Source organism: Roseateles sp. P5_D6 (assembly GCF_054049415.1).
Genome location: NZ_JBFUMK010000002.1, coordinates 179,485 through 205,344 on the forward strand (window position 1 = coordinate 179,485; position 25,860 = coordinate 205,344).

Annotated in this window: 27 protein-coding genes and 1 pseudogene; 19 read left to right on the forward strand and 9 right to left on the reverse strand. The window is 66.5% G+C overall.

Translation table 11 applies throughout. The features are described from left to right. Positions 1–116: 116 nt before the first annotated feature. The 10 genes and pseudogenes from ACXJKM_RS02860 (at position 117) to ACXJKM_RS02905 (ending at position 10,491) form a co-directional block, all read left to right on the forward strand. Complete coding sequence (locus ACXJKM_RS02860) at positions 117–1,547, forward strand: ATP-binding protein (protein ID WP_457350101.1); 1,431 nt, start codon at positions 117–119, stop codon at positions 1,545–1,547. A gap of 26 nt (positions 1,548–1,573) precedes the next feature. After that, positions 1,574–3,799 (forward strand): PAS domain-containing protein, encoded by a 2,226-nt coding sequence (locus ACXJKM_RS02865; RefSeq protein WP_457350103.1) that lies wholly within the window; start codon positions 1,574–1,576, stop codon positions 3,797–3,799. A gap of 141 nt (positions 3,800–3,940) precedes the next feature. Continuing rightward, the gene (gene msrP / locus ACXJKM_RS02870) at positions 3,941–4,915 is read left to right on the forward strand and encodes a protein-methionine-sulfoxide reductase catalytic subunit MsrP (RefSeq protein WP_457350104.1); all 975 of its coding nucleotides are present in this window, start codon (positions 3,941–3,943) and stop codon (positions 4,913–4,915) included. Then, the gene (locus ACXJKM_RS02875; protein WP_457323498.1) at positions 4,915–5,541 is read left to right on the forward strand and encodes a sulfite oxidase heme-binding subunit YedZ; all 627 of its coding nucleotides are present in this window, start codon (positions 4,915–4,917) and stop codon (positions 5,539–5,541) included. Before msrP ends, ACXJKM_RS02875 begins: the two co-directional genes overlap by 1 nt. Positions 5,542–5,566: 25 nt before the next feature. Then, a pseudogene (locus ACXJKM_RS02880) lies at positions 5,567–6,106 on the forward strand (FAD-dependent oxidoreductase); the annotation flags it as partial. A 312-nt stretch (positions 6,107–6,418) separates the two neighbouring features. Continuing rightward, the gene (locus ACXJKM_RS02885) at positions 6,419–6,814 is read left to right on the forward strand and encodes a dihydroneopterin aldolase (RefSeq protein ID WP_056203616.1); all 396 of its coding nucleotides are present in this window, start codon (positions 6,419–6,421) and stop codon (positions 6,812–6,814) included. A gap of 5 nt (positions 6,815–6,819) precedes the next feature. Beyond that, the gene (gene ttcA, locus ACXJKM_RS02890; RefSeq protein ID WP_082532988.1) at positions 6,820–7,815 is read left to right on the forward strand and encodes a tRNA 2-thiocytidine(32) synthetase TtcA; all 996 of its coding nucleotides are present in this window, start codon (positions 6,820–6,822) and stop codon (positions 7,813–7,815) included. A gap of 61 nt (positions 7,816–7,876) precedes the next feature. After that, a complete protein-coding gene (locus ACXJKM_RS02895) occupies positions 7,877–8,500 on the forward strand; it encodes a DUF4136 domain-containing protein (protein WP_457350106.1) in 624 nt (207 codons plus the stop codon). Between the two features lie 75 nt (positions 8,501–8,575). Further along, the gene (gene glmU / locus ACXJKM_RS02900; RefSeq protein ID WP_457350108.1) at positions 8,576–9,955 is read left to right on the forward strand and encodes a bifunctional UDP-N-acetylglucosamine diphosphorylase/glucosamine-1-phosphate N-acetyltransferase GlmU; all 1,380 of its coding nucleotides are present in this window, start codon (positions 8,576–8,578) and stop codon (positions 9,953–9,955) included. A gap of 107 nt (positions 9,956–10,062) precedes the next feature. Beyond that, on the forward strand, positions 10,063–10,491 hold the full coding sequence (locus ACXJKM_RS02905; protein WP_457350110.1) for a hypothetical protein: 429 nt from the start codon (positions 10,063–10,065) through the stop codon (positions 10,489–10,491). A 65-nt stretch (positions 10,492–10,556) separates the two neighbouring features. Here the strand turns inward: ACXJKM_RS02905 and ACXJKM_RS02910 are convergent, their stop codons facing one another. Next, the gene (locus ACXJKM_RS02910; RefSeq protein ID WP_457350112.1) at positions 10,557–11,717 is read right to left on the reverse strand and encodes a BON domain-containing protein; all 1,161 of its coding nucleotides are present in this window, start codon (positions 11,715–11,717) and stop codon (positions 10,557–10,559) included. A gap of 146 nt (positions 11,718–11,863) precedes the next feature. Beyond that, positions 11,864–12,718, reverse strand: coding sequence for a phytanoyl-CoA dioxygenase family protein (locus ACXJKM_RS02915; RefSeq protein ID WP_457350114.1), 855 nt, complete (start codon positions 12,716–12,718; stop codon positions 11,864–11,866). 86 nt (positions 12,719–12,804) lie between these two features. On the opposite strand from ACXJKM_RS02915, the gene ACXJKM_RS02920 reads away from it, so the two are divergent. After that, on the forward strand, positions 12,805–13,332 hold the full coding sequence (locus ACXJKM_RS02920) for an SRPBCC family protein (RefSeq protein ID WP_056203099.1): 528 nt from the start codon (positions 12,805–12,807) through the stop codon (positions 13,330–13,332). Positions 13,333–13,516: 184 nt separating this feature from the next. Here the strand turns inward: ACXJKM_RS02920 and ACXJKM_RS02925 are convergent, their stop codons facing one another. Continuing rightward, on the reverse strand, positions 13,517–14,443 hold the full coding sequence (locus ACXJKM_RS02925; protein WP_457350116.1) for a DMT family transporter: 927 nt from the start codon (positions 14,441–14,443) through the stop codon (positions 13,517–13,519). Between the two features lie 126 nt (positions 14,444–14,569). On the opposite strand from ACXJKM_RS02925, the gene ACXJKM_RS02930 reads away from it, so the two are divergent. Then, positions 14,570–15,016 (forward strand): Lrp/AsnC family transcriptional regulator, encoded by a 447-nt coding sequence (locus ACXJKM_RS02930; protein WP_457350118.1) that lies wholly within the window; start codon positions 14,570–14,572, stop codon positions 15,014–15,016. A gap of 31 nt (positions 15,017–15,047) precedes the next feature. Here the strand turns inward: ACXJKM_RS02930 and ACXJKM_RS02935 are convergent, their stop codons facing one another. Beyond that, complete coding sequence (locus ACXJKM_RS02935) at positions 15,048–15,752, reverse strand: hypothetical protein (RefSeq protein WP_457350120.1); 705 nt, start codon at positions 15,750–15,752, stop codon at positions 15,048–15,050. Between the two features lie 187 nt (positions 15,753–15,939). Between ACXJKM_RS02935 and ACXJKM_RS02940 the strand changes: the two genes are divergently transcribed. Genes ACXJKM_RS02940 through ACXJKM_RS02955 form a run of 4 tightly spaced genes read left to right on the forward strand, consistent with a single transcriptional unit; the run spans position 15,940 to position 18,090 of the window. Next, a complete protein-coding gene (locus ACXJKM_RS02940) occupies positions 15,940–16,455 on the forward strand; it encodes a hypothetical protein (RefSeq protein ID WP_457350121.1) in 516 nt (171 codons plus the stop codon). Beyond that, entirely contained in the window at positions 16,452–17,186 is a 735-nt protein-coding gene (locus ACXJKM_RS02945; protein ID WP_457350123.1) for a DUF4386 domain-containing protein, read from the forward strand. The genes ACXJKM_RS02940 and ACXJKM_RS02945 overlap by 4 nt, the downstream gene beginning before the upstream one ends. After that, entirely contained in the window at positions 17,183–17,653 is a 471-nt protein-coding gene (locus ACXJKM_RS02950; protein ID WP_056203082.1) for a group II truncated hemoglobin, read from the forward strand. Before ACXJKM_RS02945 ends, ACXJKM_RS02950 begins: the two co-directional genes overlap by 4 nt. A 50-nt stretch (positions 17,654–17,703) precedes the next feature. Beyond that, positions 17,704–18,090, forward strand: coding sequence for a VOC family protein (locus ACXJKM_RS02955; RefSeq protein WP_457350125.1), 387 nt, complete (start codon positions 17,704–17,706; stop codon positions 18,088–18,090). A gap of 12 nt (positions 18,091–18,102) precedes the next feature. Here the strand turns inward: ACXJKM_RS02955 and ACXJKM_RS02960 are convergent, their stop codons facing one another. The 4 genes from ACXJKM_RS02960 to ACXJKM_RS02975 form a co-directional block, all read right to left on the reverse strand. Next, positions 18,103–20,340 carry a penicillin-binding protein 1A gene (locus ACXJKM_RS02960; RefSeq protein ID WP_457350127.1) on the reverse strand — a complete coding sequence of 746 codons (2,238 nt, stop codon included), beginning with the start codon at positions 20,338–20,340 and terminating at the stop codon, positions 18,103–18,105. A gap of 51 nt (positions 20,341–20,391) precedes the next feature. Further along, positions 20,392–20,832 carry a tetratricopeptide repeat protein gene (locus ACXJKM_RS02965; RefSeq protein ID WP_457324631.1) on the reverse strand — a complete coding sequence of 147 codons (441 nt, stop codon included), beginning with the start codon at positions 20,830–20,832 and terminating at the stop codon, positions 20,392–20,394. 99 nt (positions 20,833–20,931) lie between these two features. After that, positions 20,932–21,768 (reverse strand): amidohydrolase, encoded by an 837-nt coding sequence (locus ACXJKM_RS02970; RefSeq protein ID WP_457350129.1) that lies wholly within the window; start codon positions 21,766–21,768, stop codon positions 20,932–20,934. Further along, complete coding sequence (locus ACXJKM_RS02975; protein ID WP_457324633.1) at positions 21,768–22,613, reverse strand: transposase; 846 nt, start codon at positions 22,611–22,613, stop codon at positions 21,768–21,770. The genes ACXJKM_RS02970 and ACXJKM_RS02975 overlap by 1 nt, the downstream gene beginning before the upstream one ends. 75 nt (positions 22,614–22,688) lie before the next feature. Between ACXJKM_RS02975 and ACXJKM_RS02980 the strand changes: the two genes are divergently transcribed. The 3 genes from ACXJKM_RS02980 to ACXJKM_RS02990 all read left to right on the forward strand — a co-directional run bounded on the left by ACXJKM_RS02980 (position 22,689) and on the right by ACXJKM_RS02990 (position 23,973). Continuing rightward, complete coding sequence (locus tag ACXJKM_RS02980) at positions 22,689–22,928, forward strand: hypothetical protein (protein WP_056203067.1); 240 nt, start codon at positions 22,689–22,691, stop codon at positions 22,926–22,928. Between the two features lie 25 nt (positions 22,929–22,953). Continuing rightward, positions 22,954–23,586 (forward strand): UPF0149 family protein, encoded by a 633-nt coding sequence (locus ACXJKM_RS02985; protein ID WP_056203064.1) that lies wholly within the window; start codon positions 22,954–22,956, stop codon positions 23,584–23,586. A 63-nt stretch (positions 23,587–23,649) separates the two neighbouring features. Further along, positions 23,650–23,973: a hypothetical protein gene (locus tag ACXJKM_RS02990; RefSeq protein ID WP_056203062.1), complete on the forward strand. Its 324-nt coding sequence runs from the start codon at positions 23,650–23,652 to the stop codon at positions 23,971–23,973. Here the strand turns inward: ACXJKM_RS02990 and ACXJKM_RS02995 are convergent. Then, entirely contained in the window at positions 23,970–25,772 is a 1,803-nt protein-coding gene (locus tag ACXJKM_RS02995) for an ABCB family ABC transporter ATP-binding protein/permease (protein ID WP_457350131.1), read from the reverse strand. The two genes, ACXJKM_RS02990 and ACXJKM_RS02995, sit on opposite strands and share 4 nt — an antisense overlap. Positions 25,773–25,860: the final 88 nt, after the last annotated feature.

The following is a 25,860-nucleotide window of genomic DNA, read 5'->3' on the forward strand; positions in this document are numbered from 1 at the left end:
ATTTCAATCCACTCCCATAAGACGGGCGCACAGCCAGTATCTCATTCGCGACATACCCTTACGGAAATCTGCTCTAATTATTCTGAAAAATCAGTCTCCAATCCGGAGGGCCAGCGATGAAGACCCCGCAAAACCGTCGCATCCTGTTGGTGGATGACATGCCTGCAATCCACGAGGATTTTCGAAAGATCCTCATGCCGCAAGCGCCGGAACACGCGCAACTCAGCGCCGTGGAAGCAGCTTTGTTTGGCGAAGAGGACAGCGCGCTCCCCCAAATCGCCTTTGAACTCGATTCTGCCTATCAGGGGCAGGAGGGGCTTTCAAGATTAGAGGCCGCCCTCCACGAAAACAGGCCCTATGCCATGGCCTTCGTGGATATGCGCATGCCGCCCGGCTGGGATGGTGTGCAAACCATTGAACATCTATGGCAGCGCGACCCACGTTTGCAGGTTGTTATTTGCACGGCATATGCCGACGGTTCGTGGGCCGATATCTTGGCGCGCCTGGACGTGTCCGATCGCCTGCTGATCCTCAAAAAGCCCTTTGATTCCATTGAGGTCTTCCAACTGGCCACGGCGCTCACCACCAAATGGCAAATGATGCAGGATGCAGCGGCGCATCGCACCCTTTTGGAAGACGCGGTCCGGGAACGCACCAGCGAACTGCTCACCGTCAACGAAGTTTTACAGAACGAGATGAGAGAGCGCAAGCATCTGGAAGGGCAATTGATCCAATCAGAAAAGCTGGCCTCCATCGGTCAGCTTGCGGCAGGTGTCGCGCATGAGATAAACAATCCGATCGGCTATATTTTCTCAAACCATGGCACCTTGGATGGATATATCGGAAAACTGTTCGAGTTGATTACCGCCTATGAACACGCGGAAACCAGCATCACGGCACCCGAGGTGATTGCCAATCTGCGCGCACTGCGCGAACGTGTGGAGCTGGATTTCTTGAAAGAAGACATTCCAGTGCTCATACGAGAATCCAAGCAAGGCATTGTGCGGGTGCGCCAGATCGTCCAGGATCTGAAGGACTTTTCACGCATTGATTCGTCGCAAGACTGGGAATCAGCCGATCTGCACCAGGGCATCGATTCGACGCTGAACATCGTCGCCAGCGAAATCAAGTACAAGGCCGATCTGGTCAAAGAATATGGCGCCATTCCCAATATTGAATGCCTGCCTTCACAGATCAATCAGGTGGTGATGAACCTTGTGGTCAATGCGACTCACGCCATTGGTGAAAAACGTGGCCGCATCGCCATTCGAACGGGAGCCGAAGGGGCGCACGTGTGGATGGAGGTGGCCGACACGGGCACTGGCATACCACCCGACACGCTCAAGCATATTTTCGAGCCCTTCTTCACCACCAAGCCCGTTGGCAAAGGCACGGGGCTCGGGCTATCGGTGTCCTACGGCATCGTGCAGAAACACCACGGCCGCATCGACGTGGAAAGTGTCGTGGGTCAAGGCACCACGTTTCGCGTCACGCTGCCCGTGCGACAGACAAAAACGCAAGCCGAAGTGCCAGTGTCCGATATCTGAGGCCGCTTCATGCAAGGCAACCCATCATGAAAACATGGCCTGCCCCAAACAAGGGCCGTATTCTCGTCGTGGATAGCAATCCCGACACTCACAGCGCCTTTCGCAACATGTTGGTCGAAGATGCCCATGCGCAAGGGAAATTCGAACTGGACTGCGCCCGCGACACCCCCGACAGCCTTGCCCTTATGCAGCAGTCCCTGCTGGCTTCGCAACCTTATACCTTGGTATTCATAGGCGCCTCCCAGACAAAGGCATGGACAGCGGTCGAAATAGCCCCCCAAATTTGGGCAATTGATCCCAGCGTTCAGATCGTGCTTTGCGCGGAGCGGCTCGATTCTTCTTCTGACTCGTTATTCGAAGCCATGGGAGCAACGAATAGCAGGTGGCTGACGCTTCAAATGCCTCTTGACCGCGTCGAAGTCATCCAGCTGTCACATTCCCTGACAGAGAAGTGGCATTTGCAACAGTTTGCCGAGGCGCATCAAGGCGTGAACTCAGCGGCAGAGACGACAGCGGCAGAGAGCCCAGTGGATGCGTCCCAGATCAATGAGCAAGATTTGCTGCGCACACTTCTGGACAACTCTCCCGATCATATTTACTTCAAAGATATGCAGTCCCGCTTTCTCAAATGCAGCAAAGCCCAGGCGTTGCAATTCGGGGCCGCGTCGCCGGCGGCATTGGTTGGCAAGACAGATTTCGATTTTTTTTCCGAAGAGCATGCGCGCCCCGCCTATGAGGATGAACAGGAAATACTGCGCACAGGCCAACCGATGATTGGCAAAGCGGAGAAGGAAACCTGGAAGGATGGCCGCGCCGAGTCCTGGACGCTGAGTACCAAAATGCCGCTGCGCAACAGTGCAGGAGTCATCATCGGCACCTTCGGCATCTCCAAGGACATTACTGCGCTGAAGCAGACGGAAGCAGCGCTGGCATATCACCACGATTTGCTGAGCACGCTGATGGAGAATTCGCCTGATTCCATCTTCTTCAAGGATCTGAAATCACGCTTCGTCAAAATAAGCCGTTCAGAGCTGCATAACCTGCTGCGACTATCGATCAGCCGCTACCGCGCAGTACATCCCGGCACGGATGAAGACGCACTCCCGCCGCATTTGGCCAACGTGGACGAGTTTGAAAAATATGTGATCGGCAAAACCGACGCAGACCTTTATGGCCAGGATAGAGCGAGTGAATTCAGCCATGATGAAGAAGAGATCCTCCGGACCGGAAAACCCATCGTCGAAAAGAGCGAGAAAACAGTCCATCCCGATGGGCGCGTTGTTTGGTATCTCACCACCAAAAGCCCCTGGAGAGACCGGCATGGCCAACTGATCGGGACCTTCGGAACGTCAAAAAACATATCCGAACTGAAGGAAGCCGAGCGAAAAATTGAAGAGGTGCAGGCCCAACTGCTGACTGCGGCACGCCTCGCAGGCATGGCAGAGATCGCAACCAACGTCTTGCACAACGTGGGCAACGTTCTCAACAGCGTCAACGTATCGGCCGACTTGATTGGCGCCCAGTTGCGGGCATCCAAGCTCAAGGGACTCGCCCGCTCCGTGGCTTTGATGGATGCGCATACCGAGGATTTGGGGCAGTTCCTGACGCAGGACAGCAAAGGCAAGCTGCTGCCCACCTATTTGCGTGAACTGGCTCGAACACTCGAGGGTGAGCACGAAGCCATAACGACTGAACTGGGCGCGCTGTGCGGCAGCGTGGAACATATCAAACAGGTCATCGCAACGCAGCAGTCATATGCAGGCACGCCGCGTGTTGTCGAATCCGCCAAGGTGGACGAACTGCTGGACGACGCGCTGCGCATGCACACGGTTGCGCTGACGCGTCACAAAGTGGATGTTGTAAAAAACTACCCGACCTTGCCCGCTCTCCTACTGGATCGGCATCGCGTGTTGCAGGTGCTGGTGAACTTGATCAGCAACGCCAAACAAGCGTTGAGCGCGACCGCGGACAAACGCGCCTTCATTACGCTCGGTGCTGTTTTGATGGAAGGGCCAGTGCTGCGCATCACGGTGACCGATAACGGCGAAGGCATCGCGCCGGAGAATCTGACCCGCGTTTTCTCTCATGGTTTCACCACGCGCAAGAACGGGCATGGCTTTGGTTTGCACAGCTGCGTTCTGGCCGCACAGGAGATGGGCGGCAGCTTGAGCGTCCATAGCGATGGCCCTGGGCAAGGTGCGTCGTTCATCCTGGAGGTTCCCGTGAACGTACCCACGGGATCCGCGCGCTAAATGGCGATACCGACAAATGCCTGGCCCAAGGTCCGCACATGCCGCCATGCGCTCAACGCTCAAGCAAGTAGAACGCGGTCGGTGTAAGTTGCGCCCGTCCTGGCCCGACCCAGCCTCAGCCCACAGACCCGAGAGCCCCTCATGCTGATTCGAACGACCGCCCTTCACGAGCCCCTGTCCAGCGAGATCACGCCCCGCCGGGTCTACCTGAACCGCCGCACGGCCCTGGCCGGCCTCGGCCTGGCAACCGCGTCACCGCTGGCTCTGGCCCAGGCCCAGGCCGCGCCAGGTGGCGGCAAGCTGCCCAAGCTGCCGGGCGCCCGCTCGGCCGTGGCCGGTGCGATGGTGATGGAGAAAGTCACCAGCTACGCCGATGCAACCTCGTACAACAACTTCTACGAATTCGGCACCGACAAGGCCGACCCCGCCGAGCGCGCCCACACGCTCAAGCCCCGGCCATGGACGGTCAGCGTCGAAGGCGAATGCGCCAAGCCCGGCCGCTACGACCTCGACGCGCTGCTCAAGCTCAGCGCCATGGAAGAGCGCATCTACCGGCTGCGCTGCGTCGAAGGTTGGAGCATGGTGATCCCGTGGGTGGGCTACTCGCTGTCAGAGCTCATCAAGAAAGCAGAGCCCACCGGCAAGGCGAAGTTCGTCGAATTCACGACGCTGGCCGATCGCGCGCAGATGCCCGGGCTGCGCTCGTCGGTGCTGGACTGGCCCTACCTCGAAGGCCTGCGCATGGATGAAGCCATGCACCCGCTGGCGCTGCTGACCTTCGGCATGTATGGCGAGGTGCTGCCCAACCAGAATGGCGCGCCGGTGCGCATCGTGCTGCCCTGGAAGTACGGCTTCAAATCGGCCAAGAGCATCGTCAAGATCCGCTTCGTCGAGAAGCAGCCGCGCAGCAGCTGGGAAGAGAGCGCACCCCAGGAATACGGCTTCTATTCCAACGTGAATCCCACCGTGGCCCATCCGCGCTGGAGCCAGCTCAGCGAGCGCCGCATTGGCGAAGACGGCCTGTTCGCCAAGAAGCGGCCGTCCTTGATGTTCAACGGCTATGAAGCGCAAGTGGGCCAGCTCTATGCGGGCATGGATCTGAAGCGCAATTTCTGATGCGGCGTGCGTTGACGGCGGCGCTGCTCAGCCGCGGCGCCAAACCGGCGCTTTTCCTGCTGTGCCTTACGCCGCTGGCGTGGCTGGTCTTCGGCGCCGTAGCCAACCGGCTCGGTGCCAACCCGGCCGAAGCCATCATCCGCGGCCTGGGCGACTGGACATTGCGCGGCCTGTGGCTGACGCTGGCCATCACGCCGCTGCGCGAGCTGACGGGCCTGGCCGCACTGGCGCGCTTTCGGCGCACGCTGGGCGTGTTCACCTTCAGCTATGCCTCACTGCACCTGCTGGCCTATGGCTGGCTGGACATGGGGCTGGATTTCTCCGACATCGCCCGCGACATCGCCAAGCGGCCCTTCATCCTGATGGGCTTCACCGCCTGGCTGCTGATGGCGCCGCTGGCGGCAACGAGCTTCAACAAGGCCATCAAGGCCCTCGGCGCCAAGCGCTGGCAGGCGCTGCACAAGACGATCTACGCCATCTCCGTCATCGCGCTGCTGCACTTCATCTGGATGCGAGCCGGCAAGCACAACTTCGCCGAGCCGGCCGTCTACGGCGTGATCCTTGCCGCGCTGCTGGGGTGGCGCCTCTTCAAACGCCTGAACACGAAAAAGGCGCGACTGGGATAATTCGCGGTTCTGCCCGAACCACCCCATGCCCAACCCCACCTCCATTGACGTCGCCATCCTCGGCGGCGGCCCCGCCGGCTGCAGCGCCGCGTCCTGGCTGGGCCAGATGGGCATGACGGCCCTGCTCGTCGAGCGCGAATCCCGCCTGTGCGCCGCGCTGGCCGGCCTGAACTTCGCCCAGGACTGGGTGCTGGGCGAGCCCGCCGCCCGCCTGGCTGCTTTGGGCGAGCACTACGCCGCCCAGGCCCAGGCCACGCCGGGCATGACGCTGCGCCTGGGCACGCGGGCCGAGTCCGCCCGCCACACGCCCGCAGGCTGGACCCTGCAACTGGCCACCGGCGAGCATGTGCAGGCCCGCGCCCTGCTCGTCGCCACCGGCCTGCGCCTGTTGCGCCCGGCGCGCTACTTCGCCGTGCCGCATGAGCGCGTGCTGGACGCCTCCCAATTGACCGCCCGCCGCGAGGCCCTGTCGCCAGGGCGCGTGCTGCTGCTGGGCGCCGGCGACAACGCCGCAGAGAACGCCCTTTTCCTGGCCGAGCGCGGCCATGAGGTGACTGTCTGGTCGCGCGGCAGCTGGCGCGCCCAGATCCACCTGGCCGAGCGGGCGACCGCCCACCCCCGCATCACGGTGCAACTGGCCACGCCACTGCCCGAGGCCCTGCTGCCGGACGACCGCGGCGTCACTGTCGGCGCCGAACGTTTCGACTTTGTCGCCGCACTGCTGGGCTTCGAGCCCGAGCCTTCCGCCTTTGCGCTGCTGGACGAGGCCTCGCGCCAACGCGCCTTCGTCGCCGGTGACGCCAGCCGTCGCTGGCATCCCTGCGTGCAGACGGCACTGGCCGATGGCGTGCAGGCGGCCAAGCAGATCGAACTGGCGCTGCGCCCGCAGGTCGCCGCCGCGCCGCAGCGCTACAACAACCGCCAGGTCATCCATCTGCAGGGCCTGCGTTTTCGCGCCAACCTGGGCGTGCTCGACTTCGAACGCACCGGGCCCCAGCCCATCCAGGTCGATGCCGAGGTCAACCTCGGCGCCATGCCGGTGGTCGCGCGCGACGCCGACATCGGCCATGTGCTGGACTACCGCCGCGTGCGCACGGCCATCATCGACGAGTGCACGGCCGAGCACACCGACCTCGTCGAAGCCCTGCTCGGCAAGCTCTGCAACCGCCTGATGAGCCTGCCCGGCGTCGTCGGCGTGCGCCTGAAGCTGACCAAGCTCGAAATCTTTCCCGACTGCGAAGTCGCAATCAGCACCGAACTGGGTGCATGGTGAACAACATGTCTGAACTTGATTTGCCCCCACGCTCGCACGGCGAGCTGCCCCCCGAGGGGGCTGTCAGCGGTTTCGGGCGGCCGGGCACCGCTGACGTCCTCGATTTCGCCGAACAAGCCGCGGCCGACAAGAAGGCCGCGTTTGAGATCAACAAGCTGTCCAAGCGCCTGCACCGCCAGGTCGGCCAGGCCGTCACCGACTTCAACATGATCGAAGACGGCGACAAGGTCATGGTGTGTCTGTCGGGCGGCAAGGACAGCTACGCCATGCTGGACATCCTGCTCAACCTGCAGCAGCGCGCGCCAATCAAGTTCAGCCTCGTCGCCGTCAACCTCGACCAGAAGCAGCCCGGCTTCCCCGAGGAGGTGCTGCCCAACTACCTGCGTTCGCGCGGCGTGGACTTCCACATCGAGAACCAGGACACCTATTCCATCGTCAAGAAGCTCATCCCCGAGGGCAAGACGACGTGCAGCCTGTGCTCACGCCTGCGCCGCGGCATCCTCTACCGCGTGGCCGGCGAACTGGGCGCCACCAAGATCGCGCTGGGCCATCACCGCGACGACATGGTCACGACGCTGTTCCTGAACATGTTCTTCGGCAGCCGCATGAAGGGCATGCCGGCCAAGCTGGTGAGCGACGACGGCAAGAACGTCGTCATCCGCCCGCTGGCCTATGTGAAGGAGCCCGACCTCGTGCGCTGGGCCGAACACCGCGAGTTCCCCATCATTCCGTGCAACCTGTGCGGAAGCCAGGACAACCTGCAGCGCGTGCAGGTCAAGGCCATGATCAACGAGTGGGAAAAGCGCTACCCCGGCCGTATCGACAACATCTTCACGGCCATGGGCAACGTCGTGCCCTCGCACATGATGGACAAGAAGCTCTTCCCGTTCGAGACCATGAAGGCCACGGGCCGGGCCGAGCCCGACGGCGACATCGCCTTCGACGACGATGAAAGCTGCGCGACACCCGCGCAGGCTTCAGTCATCACGCTGCAACGCTGATTTACACGCGGGCAATCTGAGCGGGTCAGAATGACGGCATCTCGTTGATGGAGGTGCCGTCATGAACCGCCGCCTGATCCTCGCCACCCTTGCCGCTGCCTCGGTCGCTGCCTTCACCGGCTGCGCCGGCCCGTACACGGTCTCCGCTGACGTCTCCAGTTATGGCAATTGGCCGGCCGACCGCAAGCCCGGCAGCTATGCCTTCGACCGCCTGCCCTCGCAGCAGCAGAGCGAGGAAGCCGCCAAGCGCCAGGCCACGCTGGAAGACGCCGCCAAGGCCGCGTTGGAAAAGGCCGGCTTCAGGCCTGCCGCCGATGCGAAGAGCGCTGACGTGCTCGTCACGCTGGGCGCCCGCGTCACCGCCTACGACCCCGTGCCCTGGGATGACCCGCTGTGGTGGCGCTGGCGCGGCCGCCTCATTTCGCCGCGCTATGGCTATGTGCCAGGCTGGAGCGGCTTTGGCTGGCGCCACGATCCGTTCTTCGATCGCCGCTACGACCGCGCCGTGGCCCTGCTGATGCGTGACCGCGCCAGCGGCGAGGCCTTGTTCGAGACCCATGCCAGCAACGAGGGCGTGACCATGGGCAGCGACGTCCTGCTGACGCCGCTGTTCGACGCGGCCATGGCCGAGTTCCCCAAGGTCAACCCGAAATCGCATCGCGTCTCCGTGCAAGCCGTCCGCTAGCGGCGAGGACAGCAGGGAACAGCGCCCCGCCTGCCCATAATCGCGGCTTCGTTCAAACGTAGTCGCAAGGCAGGCATGGCGCTCAACATCGTGATCATGGCGGCGGGCAAGGGCACCCGCATGAAGTCCGCAACGCCCAAGGTGTTGCACAAGCTCGCCGGCCGCTCATTGCTGGCTCATGTGCTGAAGAGCTGCGAGCCCCTGGCCGCCAGCGCGCGCATCGTCATCACCGGGCATGGCGCCGACCAGGTCGAGGCGGCCGTCTCGGCTGACGGCATCTCCTTCGTGCGCCAGATGCCCCAGCTCGGCACCGGCCACGCCATCCAGCAGGTCGTGCCGGCGCTGTTGGGTGAAGGCACCACGCTGATCCTGAACGGCGACGTGCCCCTGATCGAAACCACCACGGCCAAGGCTCTCATCGACGCCTGCGCCGGCCACGCCCTGGTGCTGCTGACGGTCGACCTCGCCGATCCCACCGGCTACGGCCGCATCATCCGCGACCCCGATGACGGCGGCGTGCTCGCCATCGTCGAGCACAAGGACGCCACGCCCGAGCAGCGCCTCATCCACGAGGGCTACAGCGGCATGATGGCCGCGCCCACTGCAGCGCTCAAGCGCTGGGTCGGCCAGCTGACCAACAACAATGCCCAGGGCGAGTACTACCTGACCGACATCGTCGCGATGGCCGTCGCCGAGGGCCTGCCCGTGCTGGGCATCAAGGCCCACAGCGAGATCGAGGTGCTGGGCGTCAACGACCCCGTGCAGCTCTCCCAGCTCGAACGCGCCTTCCAGGTCCGCCAGGCGGAAGGCCTGATGCGCGCCGGCGTGCGCCTGGCCGACCCGGCCCGCTTCGACCTGCGCGGCACGCTGACGCACGGCCAGGACGTCGAGATCGACGTGAACTGCGTCTTCGAGGGCGAGGTGAGCCTGGGCGATGGCGTGCGCGTTGGCGCCAACTGCGTGATCCGCAACGTGACCATCGCCGCCGGCGCACGCATCCACGAGTTCACCCACATCGACGGTGAAGCAGCGGGCGCCAGCGTTGGCGAGGGTGCGCTGATCGGCCCCTTCGCCCGCCTGCGGCCCGGCGCACAACTGGGCGCCGAGGTGCACATCGGCAACTTCGTTGAGGTCAAGAACTCGACGCTGGCCAAGGGCGCCAAGGCCAACCACCTGGCCTATCTGGGCGACGCCACCGTGGGCGAGCGTGTCAACTATGGCGCGGGTTCGATCACGGCCAACTACGACGGCGCCAACAAGCACCGCACAACGATCGGCGATGACGTTCATGTCGGCTCCAACTGCGTGCTGGTGGCGCCCATCAAGATCGGCAATGGCGCCACCATTGGCGGTGGCTCCACCATCACCAAGGACGTTACTCCCGGTGACCTCGCTGTCGCCCGCGGCAAACAAGTTGCATTGACTGGCTGGACCCGTCCCACGAAGAAGCGTTGAATAGTGACTTAGTTCCGGCGATTGCTTCACGCCGCTCGAGGTGAGGGGGCACTTGCCGGGCCAGCCCGCCGTTAGGATGGCCCTGTCTCACGAACACCGCAGTACCCATGGCCCACGAACTCGACTTTGCCGCGCTCTCGCTTGACGATGCCGTCCCGGCGGATCTGGGTGCCTATGAGATCGCCCAGGCCTATCGTGAACGCGATGAGGCTGAAGCTCGGAATCGCGCCCTTGAACTCAAGGCCCAGGCCTGCGACAACGCGGCCGAAGCCTGCTGGTATCTGGCCCGCAGCCTGGGTGCCGCGCGCGACCTGCCGCAGGACGGTGAAGCCAGCCTGGAACTGCTGTTCCAGCTCATCGGCGCCCTGGCTGACCTGCCCACCGAGATTGCCGCGGCGCCGCTGCCAGCAGTCACTGGCGGACGGGATGACGGCATCAGCGAACTCTGCCAGCAGCTCGAGGCCGCCCGCGAGTTGACCGAGGAAGCGCTGATTGACGCCGAACTGGCGCCCGCCCGCAGCCAGCACTGCCACTGAACCCAGCCCCACAGCACAAACGCAAAAGGCGCCCCTGAGGGCGCCTTTGCCATTGGCGTGGACGCTTATTGCTGGCTTGTCGGCGCCTGGCTCACCACCGCAGCCGGCGGCACCGTCAGGCGGTTATCGACGGCCTTCACGCCACCCGTTGAGGACGCGACGACAGTGGCCCGCTCACGGGTCTGGGTGTCGGGTGCCTGGCCTTCCAGCTTCACGACGCCATGGTCGGTGCTGACAACGATGGGCACAGCGGCCAGCGTTGAATCGGCGGAGAGAGCTATGCGCACCTTGGCCGTGATGCCGCTGTCCTCGGCTGTCGGCAGGAGCTGCTGCGGAGGTTGCGGCTGCGCTTGAGCCTGGGCTTGAGGCGACGTGCCAGGCGCCATCGAGCCGGCGACCGTGTCAGGCACAGCAGGCGTTGCCGAGGCCAGTGGCGGCGTAGCGGGCGGCATGGTTTGGGGCGTCGTCGCCGTGGCCGGGCCGGCCGCGGTGGGCGGCATCACGATGGGCGCCGAGCCAGGCGGTACGCTAAGCGGCTGGGCGTTCGCTGGCGCGGCGGCCACGGTCGTCGGTGGCGGCAGGGTTGCAGCCGGGCTGGTCGGCGCGCCGCGCAACACCATGTCGGGTCGCGCCGCGGGCGCCGGCGCCTGAGCCACCACAGCGGGGGCGTCAGCGGCCGGCCGGGTCGTCGTCACCGGCGGGCCCAGACGAGTGGTCGCTGCAGGCTCAGCAGGCGCTGGCGCAGCAGCGACGGTGGTCGTCGTGCTGTCCTCTGCCTGTGACGCGGCCGGTGTCTCCGGCGCCGGGGTGGCGGCGGCAACTTCGGTCTGTGGCTCGGCGCTGCCAACCACGATGGCGGGCGGCGTGACAGGTGCCTCGCTCGGCCGGTTCATGGCCCAGATGGCCACAGCGGCGATGAGGGCGGCGCCGGCACCGGCGGGGATCATCCAGTTCATCTGCCGGTCACGCTGCAGCGATGCGGTGGCGGGCTGGGGTCGGGCGTGAACCGGCTCGACACGCGGCGTTTCGGCATGAAGCGGCGTCGTCGCCGACACCTTGGCCCCAACGCCGGTCGGCTTGAATCGCGCCGCGCCGACGGGGGGGACCTTGGCGGCGTGCAGGGGCGCGGAGCCACCGGCCTTCAGCGCATCGGGCAGATGCTCGGGCTTGGTCTCCTCCAGGTGGTTGGCCCAGCCCTCGGCGTGCATCGATTTCGGAAATTTCATGTCGGCCTCCGGTCGTCGTTGTCGACGTTTGCGATGGAGCCGACTGTGAGGTGACCCCGCGGCGCGCCATGCCGGTGCAAGCTCCTTCGCCTTGTAGGACAAAGGGCTTGGGGTGTATGTACTTGTGACCGCTGTGAGGGCGCGGCTTAGAAACCCCCCACCGGCAACGTGCCGTCACGCTGCAGCCAGTTGCGCGGTGAATAGCGGCTGGCCGCGTCCGTCACATGCAGCGTGTAGGCATGGCGCGATTTGTCGGAGCGGTTCGCCGCCGAGTAATGCGGCAGCAGGCCGTGGAAGACGACCAGGGAACCCGCCTCGACCTCCAGTGGAATGGCCTGGCGGGAATCCGCCGCGGGCCAAGGCGTCGCGTCGATCTGCTCCATCCAGGCCTTGCGGCCCTCGCGCACAAAGCGCTCGCGCAGCACGCCGCGCTCGCCCTTGTGGCCGCCGGGCTCGGTCCACAGGCAGCCGTTGTGCAGCGTCGCATCCTCCAGCGCGAACCAGAAGGTAGTCACCGTGATGGGGTCGCTCTCGAAGAAGCTCGCGTCCTGGTGCCAGCGCACCTCACCGCCGATGCCGGGCTGCTTGAAGATGAACATGCTCTGCCAGACCTGCGGCTGCTTCAGCCCGAGCTCGGCCGCCACGCCGCGCAGCGCCTGGCCTTTGGAAAAGGCGCTGAAGACCGGGTCGAGGTCGTGCATCGCATGGCCGATCTTGTTGATGGCCAGGGCCTTGTCGACGCGCAGCCGGCCCTCGGCATCGAAGGCCTCCTCCTCGAAGAAGCAGCGCATCTGGTCGCCGCTGTCGAGAAAGTAATCGTCGACATGGCGCTGCTGCTCTTCGGTAGTGAAGACGGGGCGCTGCTCGCCGGGATCGAAGGCATCGACGATGTCGAGGGCGCGCTGGCGCAGCGCGGCGATGTCGGCGGCCGTCTTGAAGCCGGGGATGACGAGATAGCCCTGTTCGGCGTATACGGAGGCAAGGTCGGCGGAGTTCGTCATGAGCTTGTAGGAAGGAGTTGTGCGGATTGTGTGACCAGTGCGGGGCGCCCACAGTGCGGCCACGTCAACACCCCGGGAGACTCCCGATGAAAGTGCTCAAGGTCCTGCTGATCGCCATCGTCGCGCTGCCGGTGTTGTGCGTGGGCGGCGGGCTGATGCTGTCGCCGAAGTACACGCTCTCGCGTACGGTGAAGATCAACGCCGCGCCGGACAAGATCTACGCCCTCGTCGCCGATCCGCGCAGCTGGAAAGCCTGGAGCGCCTGGAACCAGCGCGATCCGGCCATGGCCATCGAATACAGCGGCCCCGCCTCGGGCGCCGGCGCCGTCTGGGCCTGGAAGAGCAAGAGCCAGGGCGATGGCCGCATGACCTTCACGACGGCCGAGGCGCCCAAGCGCCTGGGCTATGAGCTCTATTTCCCCGACTTCGGCACCACCTCGACCGGCGATTTCCGCCTCGAGACCAACGGTGGTGCCACCCAGGTGACGTGGTCGATGGACGGCGACATGGGCAGCAACCCGGTCTACCGCTGGATGGGCCTGTTCATGGACAAGATGGTCGGGCCGGATTTCGACGCGGGGCTGGCGAACCTGAAGGCGCTGGCCGAGAAGTAGGGCCTGTTAGCCCTGCGGCGATGGGCCGCGAAGGCCCGCCGCAAGGGGCCAATCTAGACGCAGCGTGCAGCCCGCACTCATGTGCGGGCCAGGGCTGCAACAACGAGTGGCCACTTGCGGCGGGCCTTCCCGAAGGGTTGTGGCCAGAAGGGCCGCATGCTGTGTTGCAAATCCTCGCTGGGTATCAACCCAGCTTGCGGTTTGCTGTCGTGCCTGCGGCCCTTCTGGCCACAACGCGACCCATCTCCGCAGGGCTAACAGGCCCAACGAACAATCCCGCGGCCCCCAGCAGGATGGCCGCCGCGCCCAGCCATTGCAGCGGCGCCAGTTCGTGCCCCAGGGCCAGCCAGTCCACGAGGATGGCGACCACCGGGTAGAGGAAGGACAGGCCGCCCTGCAGCGCCGTCGGCAGGCGCTGCACGCCGGCATACATCAGCGCGTACATCAGCCCGGTGTGCACGACGCCCAGCACCACCAGCGGCATCCAGCCCAGTGCCGTCTGCGGCAGGTGGCCGAGGTCGGCAAAGGGCGCCAGCATCAGCATGCCGACAGCGACCTGGATCATGGCGATCAGCGGGGCGGGCATGCCGCTCAGGCGCTTGGCGACGACGGCCGCCACCGCCCACAGCGCCGCGGCACCCAGGGCCATCGCCACGCCCAGCCCGAAGTTGCCGCCGACATAGCCGGCGCTCGGCCGTGCCTGCACGATGAGCACCATGCCCGCGAAGGCCAGGGCTACCCAGGCCAGCCGCGCCACGCTCAGCCGCTCGCCGAAGAACACCACGCCCAGGCCCATCAGCAAAAAGGGCTGCAGGTTGTAGACCGCCGTGGCCACGGCCACCGAGGCCCGGCCGTAGGCGCCGAACAGCAGCACCCAGTTCAGCACGATGGCCACGCCCCCCAGCACGGCCAGCCCGAGCTCCCGCGCGCTCGGCCGGCGCCACAGACCCAGCACCGTGCAGATCAGCGCCAGCGTCAGCAACCCGAAGCCGCAGCGCCAGAACACGACGTCCAGCGGCGCCAGGCCGGACAGCAACACGAAATAGCCGATCGAGCCCAGCAGGCTCATCGCGCTGCCCATCTCGAGGGCGCCACGGGTAGTGGGGGACACGGTGCTTCCTTGCAATGACGAGGAATGCCATTGTTTCAAGGTCAGCCCGGCCGATATATGCATTAAAGACGGCAATCTGATGCTTCGGCAGAATCAACGACGGCACTTATCCATTCGAACCTAATCATGATCGACGACATCGACCGCCTGCTGCTGGCCGCCCTGGCCGCCGACGCCCGTGCGCCGCTGAAGGACCTGGCCGAGGCGATTGGGCTGTCGCCGCCCGCCACCTCGGAGCGGCTGGCGCGGCTGCGCGAGCGCGGCGTGATCCGCGCCTTCACCATCGACATCGACCCGGTGGCCCTGGGCTTCACGCTGCAGGCCATCGTGCGCGTGCGACCCATGCCCGGTGCGCTGGCCCAGGTGCAGCAGCGCATCGAGGACATGCCCGAGGCGCTGGAGTGCGACAAGGTCACCGGCGACGACTGCTTCGTGCTGCGGCTGGCGCTGCGCGACATCGGACACCTCGACCAGGCCCTGGACAGGCTGGCCGATTGCGCCCAGACCAGCTCCAGCATCGTCAAGGCCCAGCCACTGCGCCGGCGCGTACCGCCGTTGAAGCTGGAAACCTGACGCTCCTGGCGTCAGTTCAGTTCAGTTCAGCTCAACTCGGCTCCCAGGCCAGCGCAAGGGCCAGAGCCGCCTCCGTGACGGCCCGCCCCAACGGTGTGGCCGGGTCGGGGCGGCGCAGCCGCGGCTGGCTGCCGCTCAGGTCCAGGCTGCCGACGACGGTGCCCTGGTGCAGCATCTCGTAGCCCGTGGCCACTGTTTGCGGCTGCGCGCTGCCTTCGTGGAGATGCACTGAGCGCAGCCCCACCGTCAGCTCGCCGCGGCGGTAGGCACCTTCGCGGCTGAGCTTGCCGCGGCGCATCTGGCCTTCGCCGATCTGCAGCATGGCGGCTGGCGCATTGCCCCAGCGGCAGCTCAGCACCCAGGGCTTGCTGTCCGTCAGGCGGCCATTGGCGCTGGACTCCGGTGTCCAGGCCTCGCAGACGGTCGAGCTTTCGCCCCCCGACCCCTGCCAGCTGAAGTTAAGGGGCGTGCGCAGATTGGCGGGCAAAGGCTCGAACAAGGCCAGCCGCTCGGCGCCGCGCTCGTAGCGCACGCGCTGGCCGCTCAGCGAGAACTCGCCCTTGCGTCCCCAGGCCGGCTTGCCGAAGCTCTCCTCCGCCACGCCCGCCACCGACGGCGCCTGAGCCATGTGCGCGTCACGCCCGCGTGCCTCACGCCCGTCGCGCACCGCGGCACAGCCCGCGAGCAGCAAGGCCAGCAGAGTCAGAACGGAAACGCTCAAAAGGCGATGGCGCATGGGCTGGGACTTCGGTCGTGGCAAGGCCTCGACTCTAGAGCCGGGTGAGCCCGACAGCTGTTACCCGGCGTTGCTTCCGTTAATCACCCTGCCGACTGTCGGCCGGCATTGCAGCTGACCGCCCCGCCCCTGCCGCCGGTCGCAGCCCGTGCCGCCGCCACGCATCTCCTCGGCCACACTCCGGCGGATGCGTTACATCACCCCACCGCGCCTGGCGCTCGCCGCCCTCGCCGGCCTCGCCGAAATCCTGCATCTTGGCTGGGAGGCCCTTCATGGCGGCATCGTCAGTCACCATCTGCTGCAGCGCCCCGATCTGCCGGGCCTGTCCAACGCCTGGGGCTTGCTGCTGTTGCCGGCCCTGGCCGCCTGGGCGGCTGGTCGATTGCCGCGCCGCCCGGCAACGATGCAGGACTGGGCGCCAATCGCGCTGGGTTTCGCGCTGCCCCTGCTGACCGGCGCAGCACTGTCGCTGGCCTTCAGCCTCCAGCTCCAGGCGCTGACCGAGGCGATCTTCTTCGGCCTGCTGCTGCTTGCGGTGCTGCTGCCGGCCCATCGCCCGGAAAGCCTGTTCGGCTTCGCGCTCGGCATGAGCTGGACGTTTGGCGCCGTGCTGCCAACGCTGGTCGGCGGCATCATCGCCGGCCTGTCTTGGCTGGTGCGCGGCACGGCCCGCTGGGCCTGGCATGCCGTGAGGCCGGCATGATCAGCGTGAGCTCGCGCGAACTGCGCATCTCCGGGCTTTGCTACCTCGCCATCATTGCGCTCGGGCTGTGGAGCGAAGCCTTCGTGCGCGGCAGCCTCGTCGTTGCCGGCGATGCCGCCGCGACGGCCGAGCGCATCGCCGCCAACCCGCAGTTGTGGCGCCTGGGCCTGGGCGCAGACCTGTTGATGCAGGTGCTGGACCTACCGATCATCGTCATGATGTGGCGGCTGCTGCGGCCCGTGAACGAGCCGCTGGCACTGACTGCGGCTGGCCTGAACCTCGTGCAGACGGCCATGCTCGTCGCCAACCGCGTGCAGTTGCTCGCGGCGCTGGACCTGCTGACCGGCCCCGCCATGGGCACCGCCTTCCCGCCAGCCCAGCGCGAGGCGCTGGCGATGCTGGCGGTTCAGTTGCACGGCCAGGGCTTTGCCATCGGCTTGGTGTTCTTCGGCTTCTCCTGCGTCATCTGCGGTGCGCTGATCGCTCACAGCGGCGTGCTGCCACGCGTGCTGGGCTGGCTGCTCGCACTCGCGGGCCTGGCCTATCTGCTCAACAGCTTCGCGCTGCTGCTGGCGCCGGCGTTCGCCAGGCTGCTGTTCCCGGCCGTCATGCTGCCGGTCCTGGTGGGCGAGCTGGCGTTTGCGCTGTGGCTGACCGCGGGCAAACACCGACTTGTGAAGGTCACGGCCAACCCCACGTCCAGCGCATCCACACTGCCCTCACCCCCATGAGCGATCCCGCGATCCCCACCCTTTACGACTGGCTGGGCGGCCTGCCCGCGCTGCAACGGCTGACCGAGCGCTTCTATCAGCGGGTCAAGGACGACGCATTGCTCGCGCCCGTCTTCGCCCACATGAACGGCGAGCATCCGGCTCATGTGGCCGCCTTCCTCGCCGAGGTGCTGGGCGGGCCGGCCACCTATTCCGCCGAGCATGGCGGCCATCCGCACATGGTGCGCCAGCATCTCGACCGCCATCTGAGCCAGGAACAGCGCCGCGCCTGGGTCGCACTGCTGCTGGACACGGCCGATCAGCTCGGCATGCCCGATGACCCCGAGTTCCGCTCCGCGCTGGTGGGCTACCTTGAATGGGGCTCGCGTCTGGCCGTTCTCAATTCGCAACCTGGCGTGACGGTGGACGCCGACGCGACCATGCCCAAATGGGGTTGGGGCGAGGTCAAGGGGCCGTATCAGGGCTGATGCGCAAGCACCCCATCGCGTGCTGAAATCGTGCCACTTCAGGAGCTCGCATGAAACGCGTGATCGGCATCGGCGGCATCTTCTTCAAATCGCCCGACCCCAAGGCCCTGGCCGAGTGGTACGGCAAGCACCTCGGCCTGCCCGTCGAGGCCTGGGGCGGCGTCACCTTCCCCTGGGCCACGCCCGACAACCCGGGCGGCGCGGGCGGCACCAACTGGTGCCCCTTCAAGGCCGACACCGGCTACTTTGCGCCGAGCGCAGCGGCTTTCATGATCAATTTCCGCGTCGCCGACCTGCACGGCCTGCTCGCGGCCCTGCGCGTGGAAGGCTGCAACGTCGTCGGCGAACCGCAGGACTCGGAGTACGGCAAGTTCGGCTGGGTGATGGACCCCGATGGCAACAAGGTCGAGCTCTGGGAGCCGCCGGCCGGGCAATGAGCCCGCTGGTCGCTACTGGTTGATCGGCGGCGTCGACGGCGCGGGCTCGGACGCAGCCTCATCGACGCGCGGCGGGGCCGGTGGCAGGCCGATGCGCGCGATCGCCATGTCGCCGGCGAATTCCGAGTAGAACCAGTTGCCGTCCTGCTGCACCAGGCCCTCGTCCGGCGGTGCCAGCTGGGTGTTGGGTTGGCCCTTCAAGGCCACGGCCATGGTCGCGACCCAGACGGGCAGGGCCAGGCCGCCACCGGTTTCGCGCTCACCCAGGGACTTGGGCTGGGGATAGCCGATCCAGACGGCACCAGCCCGCGTGGCTTGGAAACCGCAGAACCAGGCGTCGACGGCGTCATTGGTCGTGCCGGTCTTGCCATAGAGGTCCCAGCGGCCGAGCAGGCTGCTGGCCCGCGCGCCGGTGCCTTCGCGCGCGACGGCGGCGAGCAGTTGCGAGGTCATGAAGGCATTGCGCGGGCTGACAGCCGTCCTCATCTTTGGCGGCTCGGCCTTCCACAGCACGGCGCCTTGCGCGTCCTGCACGCGGTCGATGAGCCAGGCCGTCGGCAGCTGGCCGGCGTTGGCGAAGGCGGCGTAACCCTGGGCCATCTGCAGCGGCGTCACGGAGCCGGTACCCAGGGCGATGGTCAGGTTCAGCGGCTGCTTGTCCTCGTCCAGGCCGAAGCGCGCCGCCCAGGCGCGAGCGCGCTGCGGGCCCAGGGCCTGCACCAGGTGGATGGTGACCATGTTCTTGGAGCGGGCCAGGCCCTGGCGCAGCGTCAGCGCCTCCTCGTACTGGCCGTCGTAGTTGCGCGGTGACCAGTCGCCAACCTCGACGGGCTGGTCGCTGACCAGGGTGCCGGCCCAGGCCCCCTGGTCGATGATGGCCGAGTAGATGAAGGGCTTGAAGGCCGAGCCCGGCTGGCGCCAGGCCTGGGTGGCGGAGTTGAACTGGTTGCGGGCGAAGTCGAAGCCGCCCACCAGGGCGCGGATGGCGCCGGTGGCCGGGTCCAGCGTGACGACGGCGCCTTCGGCCTGCGGTGTCTGGCTGAGCTGCCACTGCTTGCCGGACTCCATCACCCGCAGCACGGCACCGCGCTTGAGGCTCTGCAGCGGGCGCAGCGCCTGGCCCTTCAAGCTGATCTTCTCGCCGTCGGCCATCACCAGCTCGGCCGCGCTCTTGTCGACCTTGAGCAGCACGGCGGTGCGCAGCTCGCCGAGGTCGGGGTGGGCGTCGAAGGCGGCCTCCAGGGCCTCGTCGAAGTCTTCGCCTTCAGGCAGCTCGACGGTCGCCTCGGGGCCGCGGAAAGGCTGGCGGCGCTCCAGCTCGAACAGCGCATGGCGCAGCGCCTCTTGCGCAGCCGCCTGCTCGGCATAGCGCAGCGTCGTGTAGACGGTCAGGCCGCGCGTGTAGGCCTCCTCGCCAAAGCGCGTCACCATCTCGGCACGCACCTGCTCGGCGGCATGGTCGGCGACGCCGGAGAGGCGCTTGGGCCGGCGCACGTCCAGCGGCTTCTCGCGCGCGGTGTCGGCCTGGGCCTGCGTGATCTGGCCCACCGCCACGAGGCGTCCCAGCACGACAGCCTGGCGACGCTTGGTGCGCTCAGGGTAGAGAACCGGGTTGAGGCGGTTGGGGTCCTTGGGCAGGCCGACGAGGACGGCAATCTCGCCGGTGTTGAGCTTGTCCAGCGGCTTGCCGAAATAGCGCTCGGCCGCGGCGCCAAAGCCATAGGCCTTGTTGCCCAGCGAGATCTGGTTCATGTAGATCTCGAGGATCTGATCCTTGCTCAGGTTTCTCTCGATCTTGATGGCCAGCAGTCCCTCCTGGGCCTTGCGCGCAAAGGTCTGCCGGTTGCTCAGGAAGATGTTGCGGGCCAGCTGCTGCGTGATGGTGGACGCGCCCTGCAGCCGCGTCGGGTGCAGGATGTTGTGCAGCATGGCGCGGCCGATGCCGCTGTAGTCGATGCCGGAGTGCACGTAGAAGTCGCTGTCTTCGACGGCCAGCAACGCGTCCTGCAGGGCTTTTGGGATGTCCTTCAGCGGCACGAAGCGCCGCCGCTCGGCGCCGAACTCGCCCAGCAGCTGGCCGTCCTCGCTGAGCACGCGCAGCGGCTGGTGGGGCTGGTAGTCGGTCAGCGCATCAAGGGCCGGCAGCTGCGCCCAGATCAGCGCCGCCACGATGGCACCCAGCAGCAGGATCGCCAACGGCACGCCCACGAGGGCGGCGAGCCAGGGGCGTTGGAGAAGGAACTTCAGCATGGCGCGCATCCTAGGGGGTGGCCACCTGGCTCTGGCGCGGGCTGCAAGCTGTTACTTGGCCGCCGCGATGGCACGCTGCAGGTGCTCGCGCTGCTCGCAACCGGCCGGGCAGAGCTTCTCCAGCACGGCCAGGCGCTCATGCGCCTTGGGCAGCTCGCCCTTCATCACATAGAGCTCGCCCAGGTATTCGTTGGCGCCGCGGTGGTTGGGGTCGATGCGCAGTGCCTGCAGGTACTGGGCCTCGGCCTCGGTGAACTGCGGCGTGGCCTGCTTGCGCAGCGTATAGCCCATCAGGTTGTGCCAGTCGGCATTGCCGGCCTGGGGCTCGGTGCGCAACGCGGCCAGGGCGCCTGCCCAGTCCTTGGCCGCGATGAGGCGGCGTGGCGTGGCCAGTGGATCGGCCGCGGCAGGCTTGATCTCCGGCGGTGGGCTCATGTCGGCGGCCCAGGCGGAGCTGGCCAGCAGCAAGGCGGTCAGGACGAAGCGGCGCATGGGCGTCTCCCGAAGTGATGCCGATTGGCAGGGCCGCCAGCTTAGCGCCCTCCGCTGCCACGACGGGGGCTGTCAGAAGTCATGGCGGCCTTGCGCCGTTCAAGCAGCTTGGAGGGCGAACAACTCGGCCGCGTTGCGCCAGGCGATGCGCTGAGCCACCTCAGACGGCAACTGCCCGAGCCAGCCGCGGTACTCGGCGAACAGGCCCTCGTAGTGCTGCAGACGCTGGGGGACCCATGTGTCGGAGCCGATCAGGAAGCGCCCCGGGTGCTGTGTCATCAGTGCGCGCCAGTCGTCGCCAAGCTTGCCGTCAAACGTGATGCCCGGCCGGTAGGACAGCTCGCCGCGCAGACCCGCGTGCTTGGCTAGCAGCTCCTTCACGCGCGGCAAGGGCTCGCCGGAAATGCCGGTGTGGGCCCAGATCAGCGACGTTCCCGGCGCGTGGCCAAGCAGCTTGTCGACCGCCACATCGTCCACGTGAGCCAGCACGGTCAGGCCGCGCTCGCGCGCCAGCTTCATCAGTGCGATGGCGGTCGGCCCATCGGCATTGGCGCTGTCGTAGAGATGGAACTCACCCAGGCCGCGGAAGGGCCCGGCCGGGCTGCCGCGCTTCAGCAGTTCCAGCACCATCAGCCGAATGCTGTCGTCGGCGAACCAGCCGGTGTAGTCGGCCCGGTCGCGGTACAGGCGGATGAAGGGCACCCATTGCGGCCCCGGCTCAGAGACGAGACGCAGCGTGCCGTCGTTGGGCCGGCTGTTGACCAACGCACCGCGCACGCCCGCGCGGGCCATGCGGCCCAGTACATCGGCCGGTGGATGCAGCGCCTGGGCGTCGTCGTTGTAGTGCAGATGAGCATCGAACAGCGGGCCGGCATAGGCCTGCGCCCATGCGGGAACCGGCAGGCCGGCCAGCAGCAATGCCCGGCGTCTGAGCATCAGACGGCTCGCTCGGCGGCAGCGATGAGGCGGCTGATGCGCGAGACGGACAGGCCGAGCTGGCCCGCCAGATCCGTCATCGCGACGCCGCCCTCGGCATGGGCCAGCCACAGCGCCTGCTCGCGGATGCCGCCGGCGCGCTTCAGCCACTCGCCAAAGCCCGTGCGGGCCACGCGACGGGGCGCAACGGCGGCGGCCCGCATGCGCGCGGCGAAGTCAGCGTCGCCGAGGAAGATCTGTTCACGCAGACGCCCGGGCCACAGCTGCAAGCCGGGCTCGGAGGCGACCAGGCGGGCATAGCGTTCGCCGGCCAGGCGATGCTGGGCCGGCGTCGTCGCCGGGCGCCCCAGCAGATGGCTGTGCAGGCCATCGACGTCCAGCCATTCGGGCGCGGCTTCCATGGCAGCCAGGGCGCGGAAGCTCGAGCCGGCCCAATCCGCCGCGCCACGCGCCAGGCGCAGGCGCACCGGGTTGAGGTCGACATAGCGGCAGGCATCCAGCAGATGGCGCTCGCGGTCGACCAGCACGGCATGGAAACGCCCCTGGAACAGCGAGCCGCTGAAGCCGTGGCGGCGCTGGTGATGCTGGGTGTAGACGCCGTTCACATGCCGCATCAGCTGCGACAGATTGGCGCGGCGCGTGAACAACAGCAGGTGGTAGTGGTCGGGCAGCAGGGCGTAGGCCAGGGCCTGGGCGTCGAAACGGTGCAGGGCCTGGGCCAGCAAGGCACGCATTTCGGCACGATCGGCTTCGTCGACAAAAGCCTGCTGCCCGCTCTCGAACGGGCAGTGGGCGCCGATCAGATAGACGGCGCCAGCGATCTCGAGTCGAGCAGGCCTTGCCATGCGCCACCTTAAGTCTCGCCGCCCGGAATGGCAAGATGGCGGCCTGCCGGTCTCCTCATTCGTCCGGCACGCCCCATGAAGACCCATCAAATCGAAATCCAGAAGTTCAAGGCCGCGTCCGCCAACCAGCACGGCCAGATCATGTTCAAGGTGGACGCCATGGTCACGCCCAAGACGCCCATCGACGGCATCGAGCCCAGCAGCGTCATCGTCATGACGGAGCAGAACGCCCGCGTGCTGATGGCCTTGCTGAAGGCACAGATCGCCGAAATCGACAACAAGAAGCCCAAGAGCCGCCACGGCCGCCACGGCTGAACTCGCGAGGCAAAGGACGACTCCCATGCAGTACCCCCAATACAACCCTGCCTCCGACAACCGGCCGCTGTCCGACGAGGAGCTCGACGATCTGGACGAGCTGCTCTCGGTGCTGCCCACCGATAGCGCGATGAACATCGAGGCGCTGGACGGCTATCTGACTGGCCTGCTGCTGTCGCCGCAGAAGCTGGCCGACCTGCCTGGAGACGCCTGGCTGCCGGTGGTCTGGGGCGGCGACCAGGAGCCCGACCCCAAGCCCTTCGCCAGCGGCAAGCAGCGCAAAAAGGTCGTCATGGCGATGCTGCGGCATGTGCAATCCATCGCCATGGCCTGGACGCATGCGCCCAAGGCCTGGGAGCCCATCTTCAGCTTTGCCTCACTGGAGGGGGACAGCGAAGATGAAGACACCGAGTACGCCGACGCCGAAGACTGGGCTGCCGGCTTCCTGATGGCCGTGGACCTGGCGCCCGAGGCCTGGGGGCCGTTGTTCGACGGTGCCGGAACGGCCGAGCTGCTCGCGCCCATCGCCGCCCTGGGCGGTGAGGATGGCGCGCTGGCCGAAGGTTCGGCTGCCGAGCGCGACGAAGCCAGCCGCAAGATTCCTGACGCCATGCTGGCGTTGTGGGCTCTGCGCCAAGACGCCGACCAGAAAGCGTAACCATCCCCCCAACGCGGGTGGTTGCAGGTGGCCGCAAGCGTCGGTTTAGGTTAACTTCAGGCCATGCTCCAGACCCTGCTCGCCGCCACCGGCCTTGCCGTCTGCATCGCGATGGCGGTCCACATGGCCCTGCCCTACCGGCTGCAGGCGCGGGTGGATGCCGGCGTGGCCGCCCTGGCATCGTGGGTGGAGTTGCAGATCGCCCGCCTGACCGGTTGGCGCCGCCGCCAGCGCCAGACCCGAGCCGCCGCGCTGGAGGCCGAGCGCGTCATCCGCCGCGCCCGCGAGTCGGCCCTGCACGATGCGCGCGACAGTCGCACGGACGGCGAGTGGGACGGCAACGTCTATCGGCCCAAGAGCTTCGAGAAGCCCAAGAAGCCGCACTAGTCAGCTGACTGCTGCAGGCGCCACATTTCGGCGTAGCGGCCGTTCCTGGCCAGCAAGGTGTCGTGCCGGCCGCGCTCGATGATGCGGCCCTGCTCCAGCACGAGGATCTCGTGCGCGTCGACGACGGTGGACAGGCGGTGGGCGATGACCAGCACGGTCTTGTTCTGGCCCACGGACTCCAGTTCGGCCTGGATGGCTCGCTCGTTGGTCGAATCCAGTGCCGACGTGGCTTCATCAAAGATGAGGATGGGCGGGTTCTTCAGCAGCGTGCGCGCAATGGCCACGCGCTGCTTCTCGCCACCCGACAGCTTCAGGCCACGTTCGCCCACCATGGTGTCGTAGCCGAGCGGTGTCGCCGCGATGAAGGCATGGATATGCGCCGCACGCGCCGCGCCTTCCACCTCCGCCTGGCCAGCGCCGGGCCGCCCATAGGCGATGTTGTAGGCCACGGTGTCGTTGAAGAGCACGGTGTCCTGCGGCACGATGCCGATGGCGCGGCGCAGGCTGGACTGCGTCACCGTACGGATGTCCTGGCCGTCGATGCGGATGGCGCCCGAATCGATGTCGTAGAAGCGGTAGAGCAGCCGCGCCAGCGTGCTCTTGCCTGAGCCGCTGGGGCCGACGACGGCGACCTTCCTGCCCGCCGGGATCTCGAAGCTGACGCCGTGCAGGATGGGCCGCACGGGGTCGTAGGCGAAGCGGACGTTGTCGAAGACGACACTGCCGCCACCCACGGCCAGCTCGGCGGCATCCGGCGCATCGGCGATCTCGCGCTCGCGGTCCAGCAGCACGAAGAGCTTCTCGATATCCGTCAGCGCCTGCTTGATCTCGCGGTAGATGACGCCGAGGAAGTTCAGCGGGATATAGAGTTGGATCATGAAGGCGTTGACCATGACCAGGTCGCCCAGGCTCATGCGGCCCGCCACGACGCCCTGGGTGGCTCGCCACAGCATCAGCACCAGCGCCGACGCGATGATGAGCTGCTGGCCGGTGTTCAGCATGGACAACGTGCGCTGGCTTTTCAGCTGCGCGCGGCGCAGCTTCTCCAGGCTCTCGTCATAGCGCGTGGCCTCGAAGGCCTCGTTGTTGAAGTACTTGACCGTCTCGTAGTTCAGCAGCGAGTCGATGGCCTTGCTGTGGGCCACCGAGTCCAGCTCGTTGAGCGTCTTGCGGAATTTGGTGCGCCACTCGGTGACGACGACGGTAAAGCCGATATAGATCACCAACGCCGCCACCGTGATGCCGGCGAACCAGACGTCGAACTTGACGCCCAGCAGCGTCAGCACCAGCACGACCTCGATCAGCGTCGGCACGATGCTGTAGAGCGAATAGCTGATCAGCGAATGCACGGCGCGCGTGCCGCGCTCGATGTCGCGCGTCATGCCGCCGGTCTGGCGTTCGAGGTGAAAGCGCAGCGACAGGTCGTGCAGATGCCGGAACACCTGCAGCGAGATGCTGCGCGAGGTGCCCTCGGTGGCCTTGGCGAAGATCAGCTCACGCGCCTCGGCGAACAGCGACGTCGACAGCCGCAACGCGCCATAGGCCAGCAGCAGGCCCAGCGGCACCACCAGCAGGGCCTCGGGCTGGCCAGGCTTGAAGTTCAGGCTGTCGATCAGCTGCTTGAGCAGCAGGGGCACGCCGACATTGCAGAGCTTGGCGCCCACCATGAAGGTGAGCGCCAGTGCAACGCGCCAGCGGTAGCGCCACAGATAGGGCAGCAGGCGGCCGACGGTGCCCCAGTCGCCACGGGGAGCGCTGGCTGAGGCGGGTTCAGGGAGGCGGGCGGCAAGAGAACGCATGCCGGCATTGTCCGGTCGCGCGCCGGAAGGCGTGTTCCGCATGGGAACTGCCGGCGAACCCCTTGCGCCTTTGACGCAGCGCAATCGC

Coding starts and splice junctions, on each gene's coding strand:
- ACXJKM_RS02860 (WP_457350101.1), top strand. CDS start 117: ATGAAGACCCCGCAAAACCGTCGCATCCTGTTGGTGGATGACATGCCT.
- ACXJKM_RS02865 (WP_457350103.1), top strand. CDS start 1,574: ATGAAAACATGGCCTGCCCCAAACAAGGGCCGTATTCTCGTCGTGGAT.
- msrP (WP_457350104.1), top strand. CDS start 3,941: ATGCTGATTCGAACGACCGCCCTTCACGAGCCCCTGTCCAGCGAGATC.
- ACXJKM_RS02875 (WP_457323498.1), top strand. CDS start 4,915: ATGCGGCGTGCGTTGACGGCGGCGCTGCTCAGCCGCGGCGCCAAACCG.
- ttcA (WP_082532988.1), top strand. CDS start 6,820: ATGTCTGAACTTGATTTGCCCCCACGCTCGCACGGCGAGCTGCCCCCC.
- ACXJKM_RS02895 (WP_457350106.1), top strand. CDS start 7,877: ATGAACCGCCGCCTGATCCTCGCCACCCTTGCCGCTGCCTCGGTCGCT.
- glmU (WP_457350108.1), top strand. CDS start 8,576: ATGGCGCTCAACATCGTGATCATGGCGGCGGGCAAGGGCACCCGCATG.
- ACXJKM_RS02905 (WP_457350110.1), top strand. CDS start 10,063: ATGGCCCACGAACTCGACTTTGCCGCGCTCTCGCTTGACGATGCCGTC.
- ACXJKM_RS02910 (WP_457350112.1), bottom strand. CDS start 11,717: ATGAAATTTCCGAAATCGATGCACGCCGAGGGCTGGGCCAACCACCTG.
- ACXJKM_RS02915 (WP_457350114.1), bottom strand. CDS start 12,718: ATGACGAACTCCGCCGACCTTGCCTCCGTATACGCCGAACAGGGCTAT.
- ACXJKM_RS02920 (WP_056203099.1), top strand. CDS start 12,805: ATGAAAGTGCTCAAGGTCCTGCTGATCGCCATCGTCGCGCTGCCGGTG.
- ACXJKM_RS02930 (WP_457350118.1), top strand. CDS start 14,570: ATGATCGACGACATCGACCGCCTGCTGCTGGCCGCCCTGGCCGCCGAC.
- ACXJKM_RS02935 (WP_457350120.1), bottom strand. CDS start 15,752: ATGCGCCATCGCCTTTTGAGCGTTTCCGTTCTGACTCTGCTGGCCTTG.
- ACXJKM_RS02940 (WP_457350121.1), top strand. CDS start 15,940: ATGCGTTACATCACCCCACCGCGCCTGGCGCTCGCCGCCCTCGCCGGC.
- ACXJKM_RS02945 (WP_457350123.1), top strand. CDS start 16,452: ATGATCAGCGTGAGCTCGCGCGAACTGCGCATCTCCGGGCTTTGCTAC.
- ACXJKM_RS02950 (WP_056203082.1), top strand. CDS start 17,183: ATGAGCGATCCCGCGATCCCCACCCTTTACGACTGGCTGGGCGGCCTG.
- ACXJKM_RS02955 (WP_457350125.1), top strand. CDS start 17,704: ATGAAACGCGTGATCGGCATCGGCGGCATCTTCTTCAAATCGCCCGAC.
- ACXJKM_RS02960 (WP_457350127.1), bottom strand. CDS start 20,340: ATGCTGAAGTTCCTTCTCCAACGCCCCTGGCTCGCCGCCCTCGTGGGC.
- ACXJKM_RS02965 (WP_457324631.1), bottom strand. CDS start 20,832: ATGCGCCGCTTCGTCCTGACCGCCTTGCTGCTGGCCAGCTCCGCCTGG.
- ACXJKM_RS02970 (WP_457350129.1), bottom strand. CDS start 21,768: ATGCTCAGACGCCGGGCATTGCTGCTGGCCGGCCTGCCGGTTCCCGCA.
- ACXJKM_RS02975 (WP_457324633.1), bottom strand. CDS start 22,613: ATGGCAAGGCCTGCTCGACTCGAGATCGCTGGCGCCGTCTATCTGATC.
- ACXJKM_RS02980 (WP_056203067.1), top strand. CDS start 22,689: ATGAAGACCCATCAAATCGAAATCCAGAAGTTCAAGGCCGCGTCCGCC.
- ACXJKM_RS02985 (WP_056203064.1), top strand. CDS start 22,954: ATGCAGTACCCCCAATACAACCCTGCCTCCGACAACCGGCCGCTGTCC.
- ACXJKM_RS02990 (WP_056203062.1), top strand. CDS start 23,650: ATGCTCCAGACCCTGCTCGCCGCCACCGGCCTTGCCGTCTGCATCGCG.
- ACXJKM_RS02995 (WP_457350131.1), bottom strand. CDS start 25,772: ATGCGTTCTCTTGCCGCCCGCCTCCCTGAACCCGCCTCAGCCAGCGCT.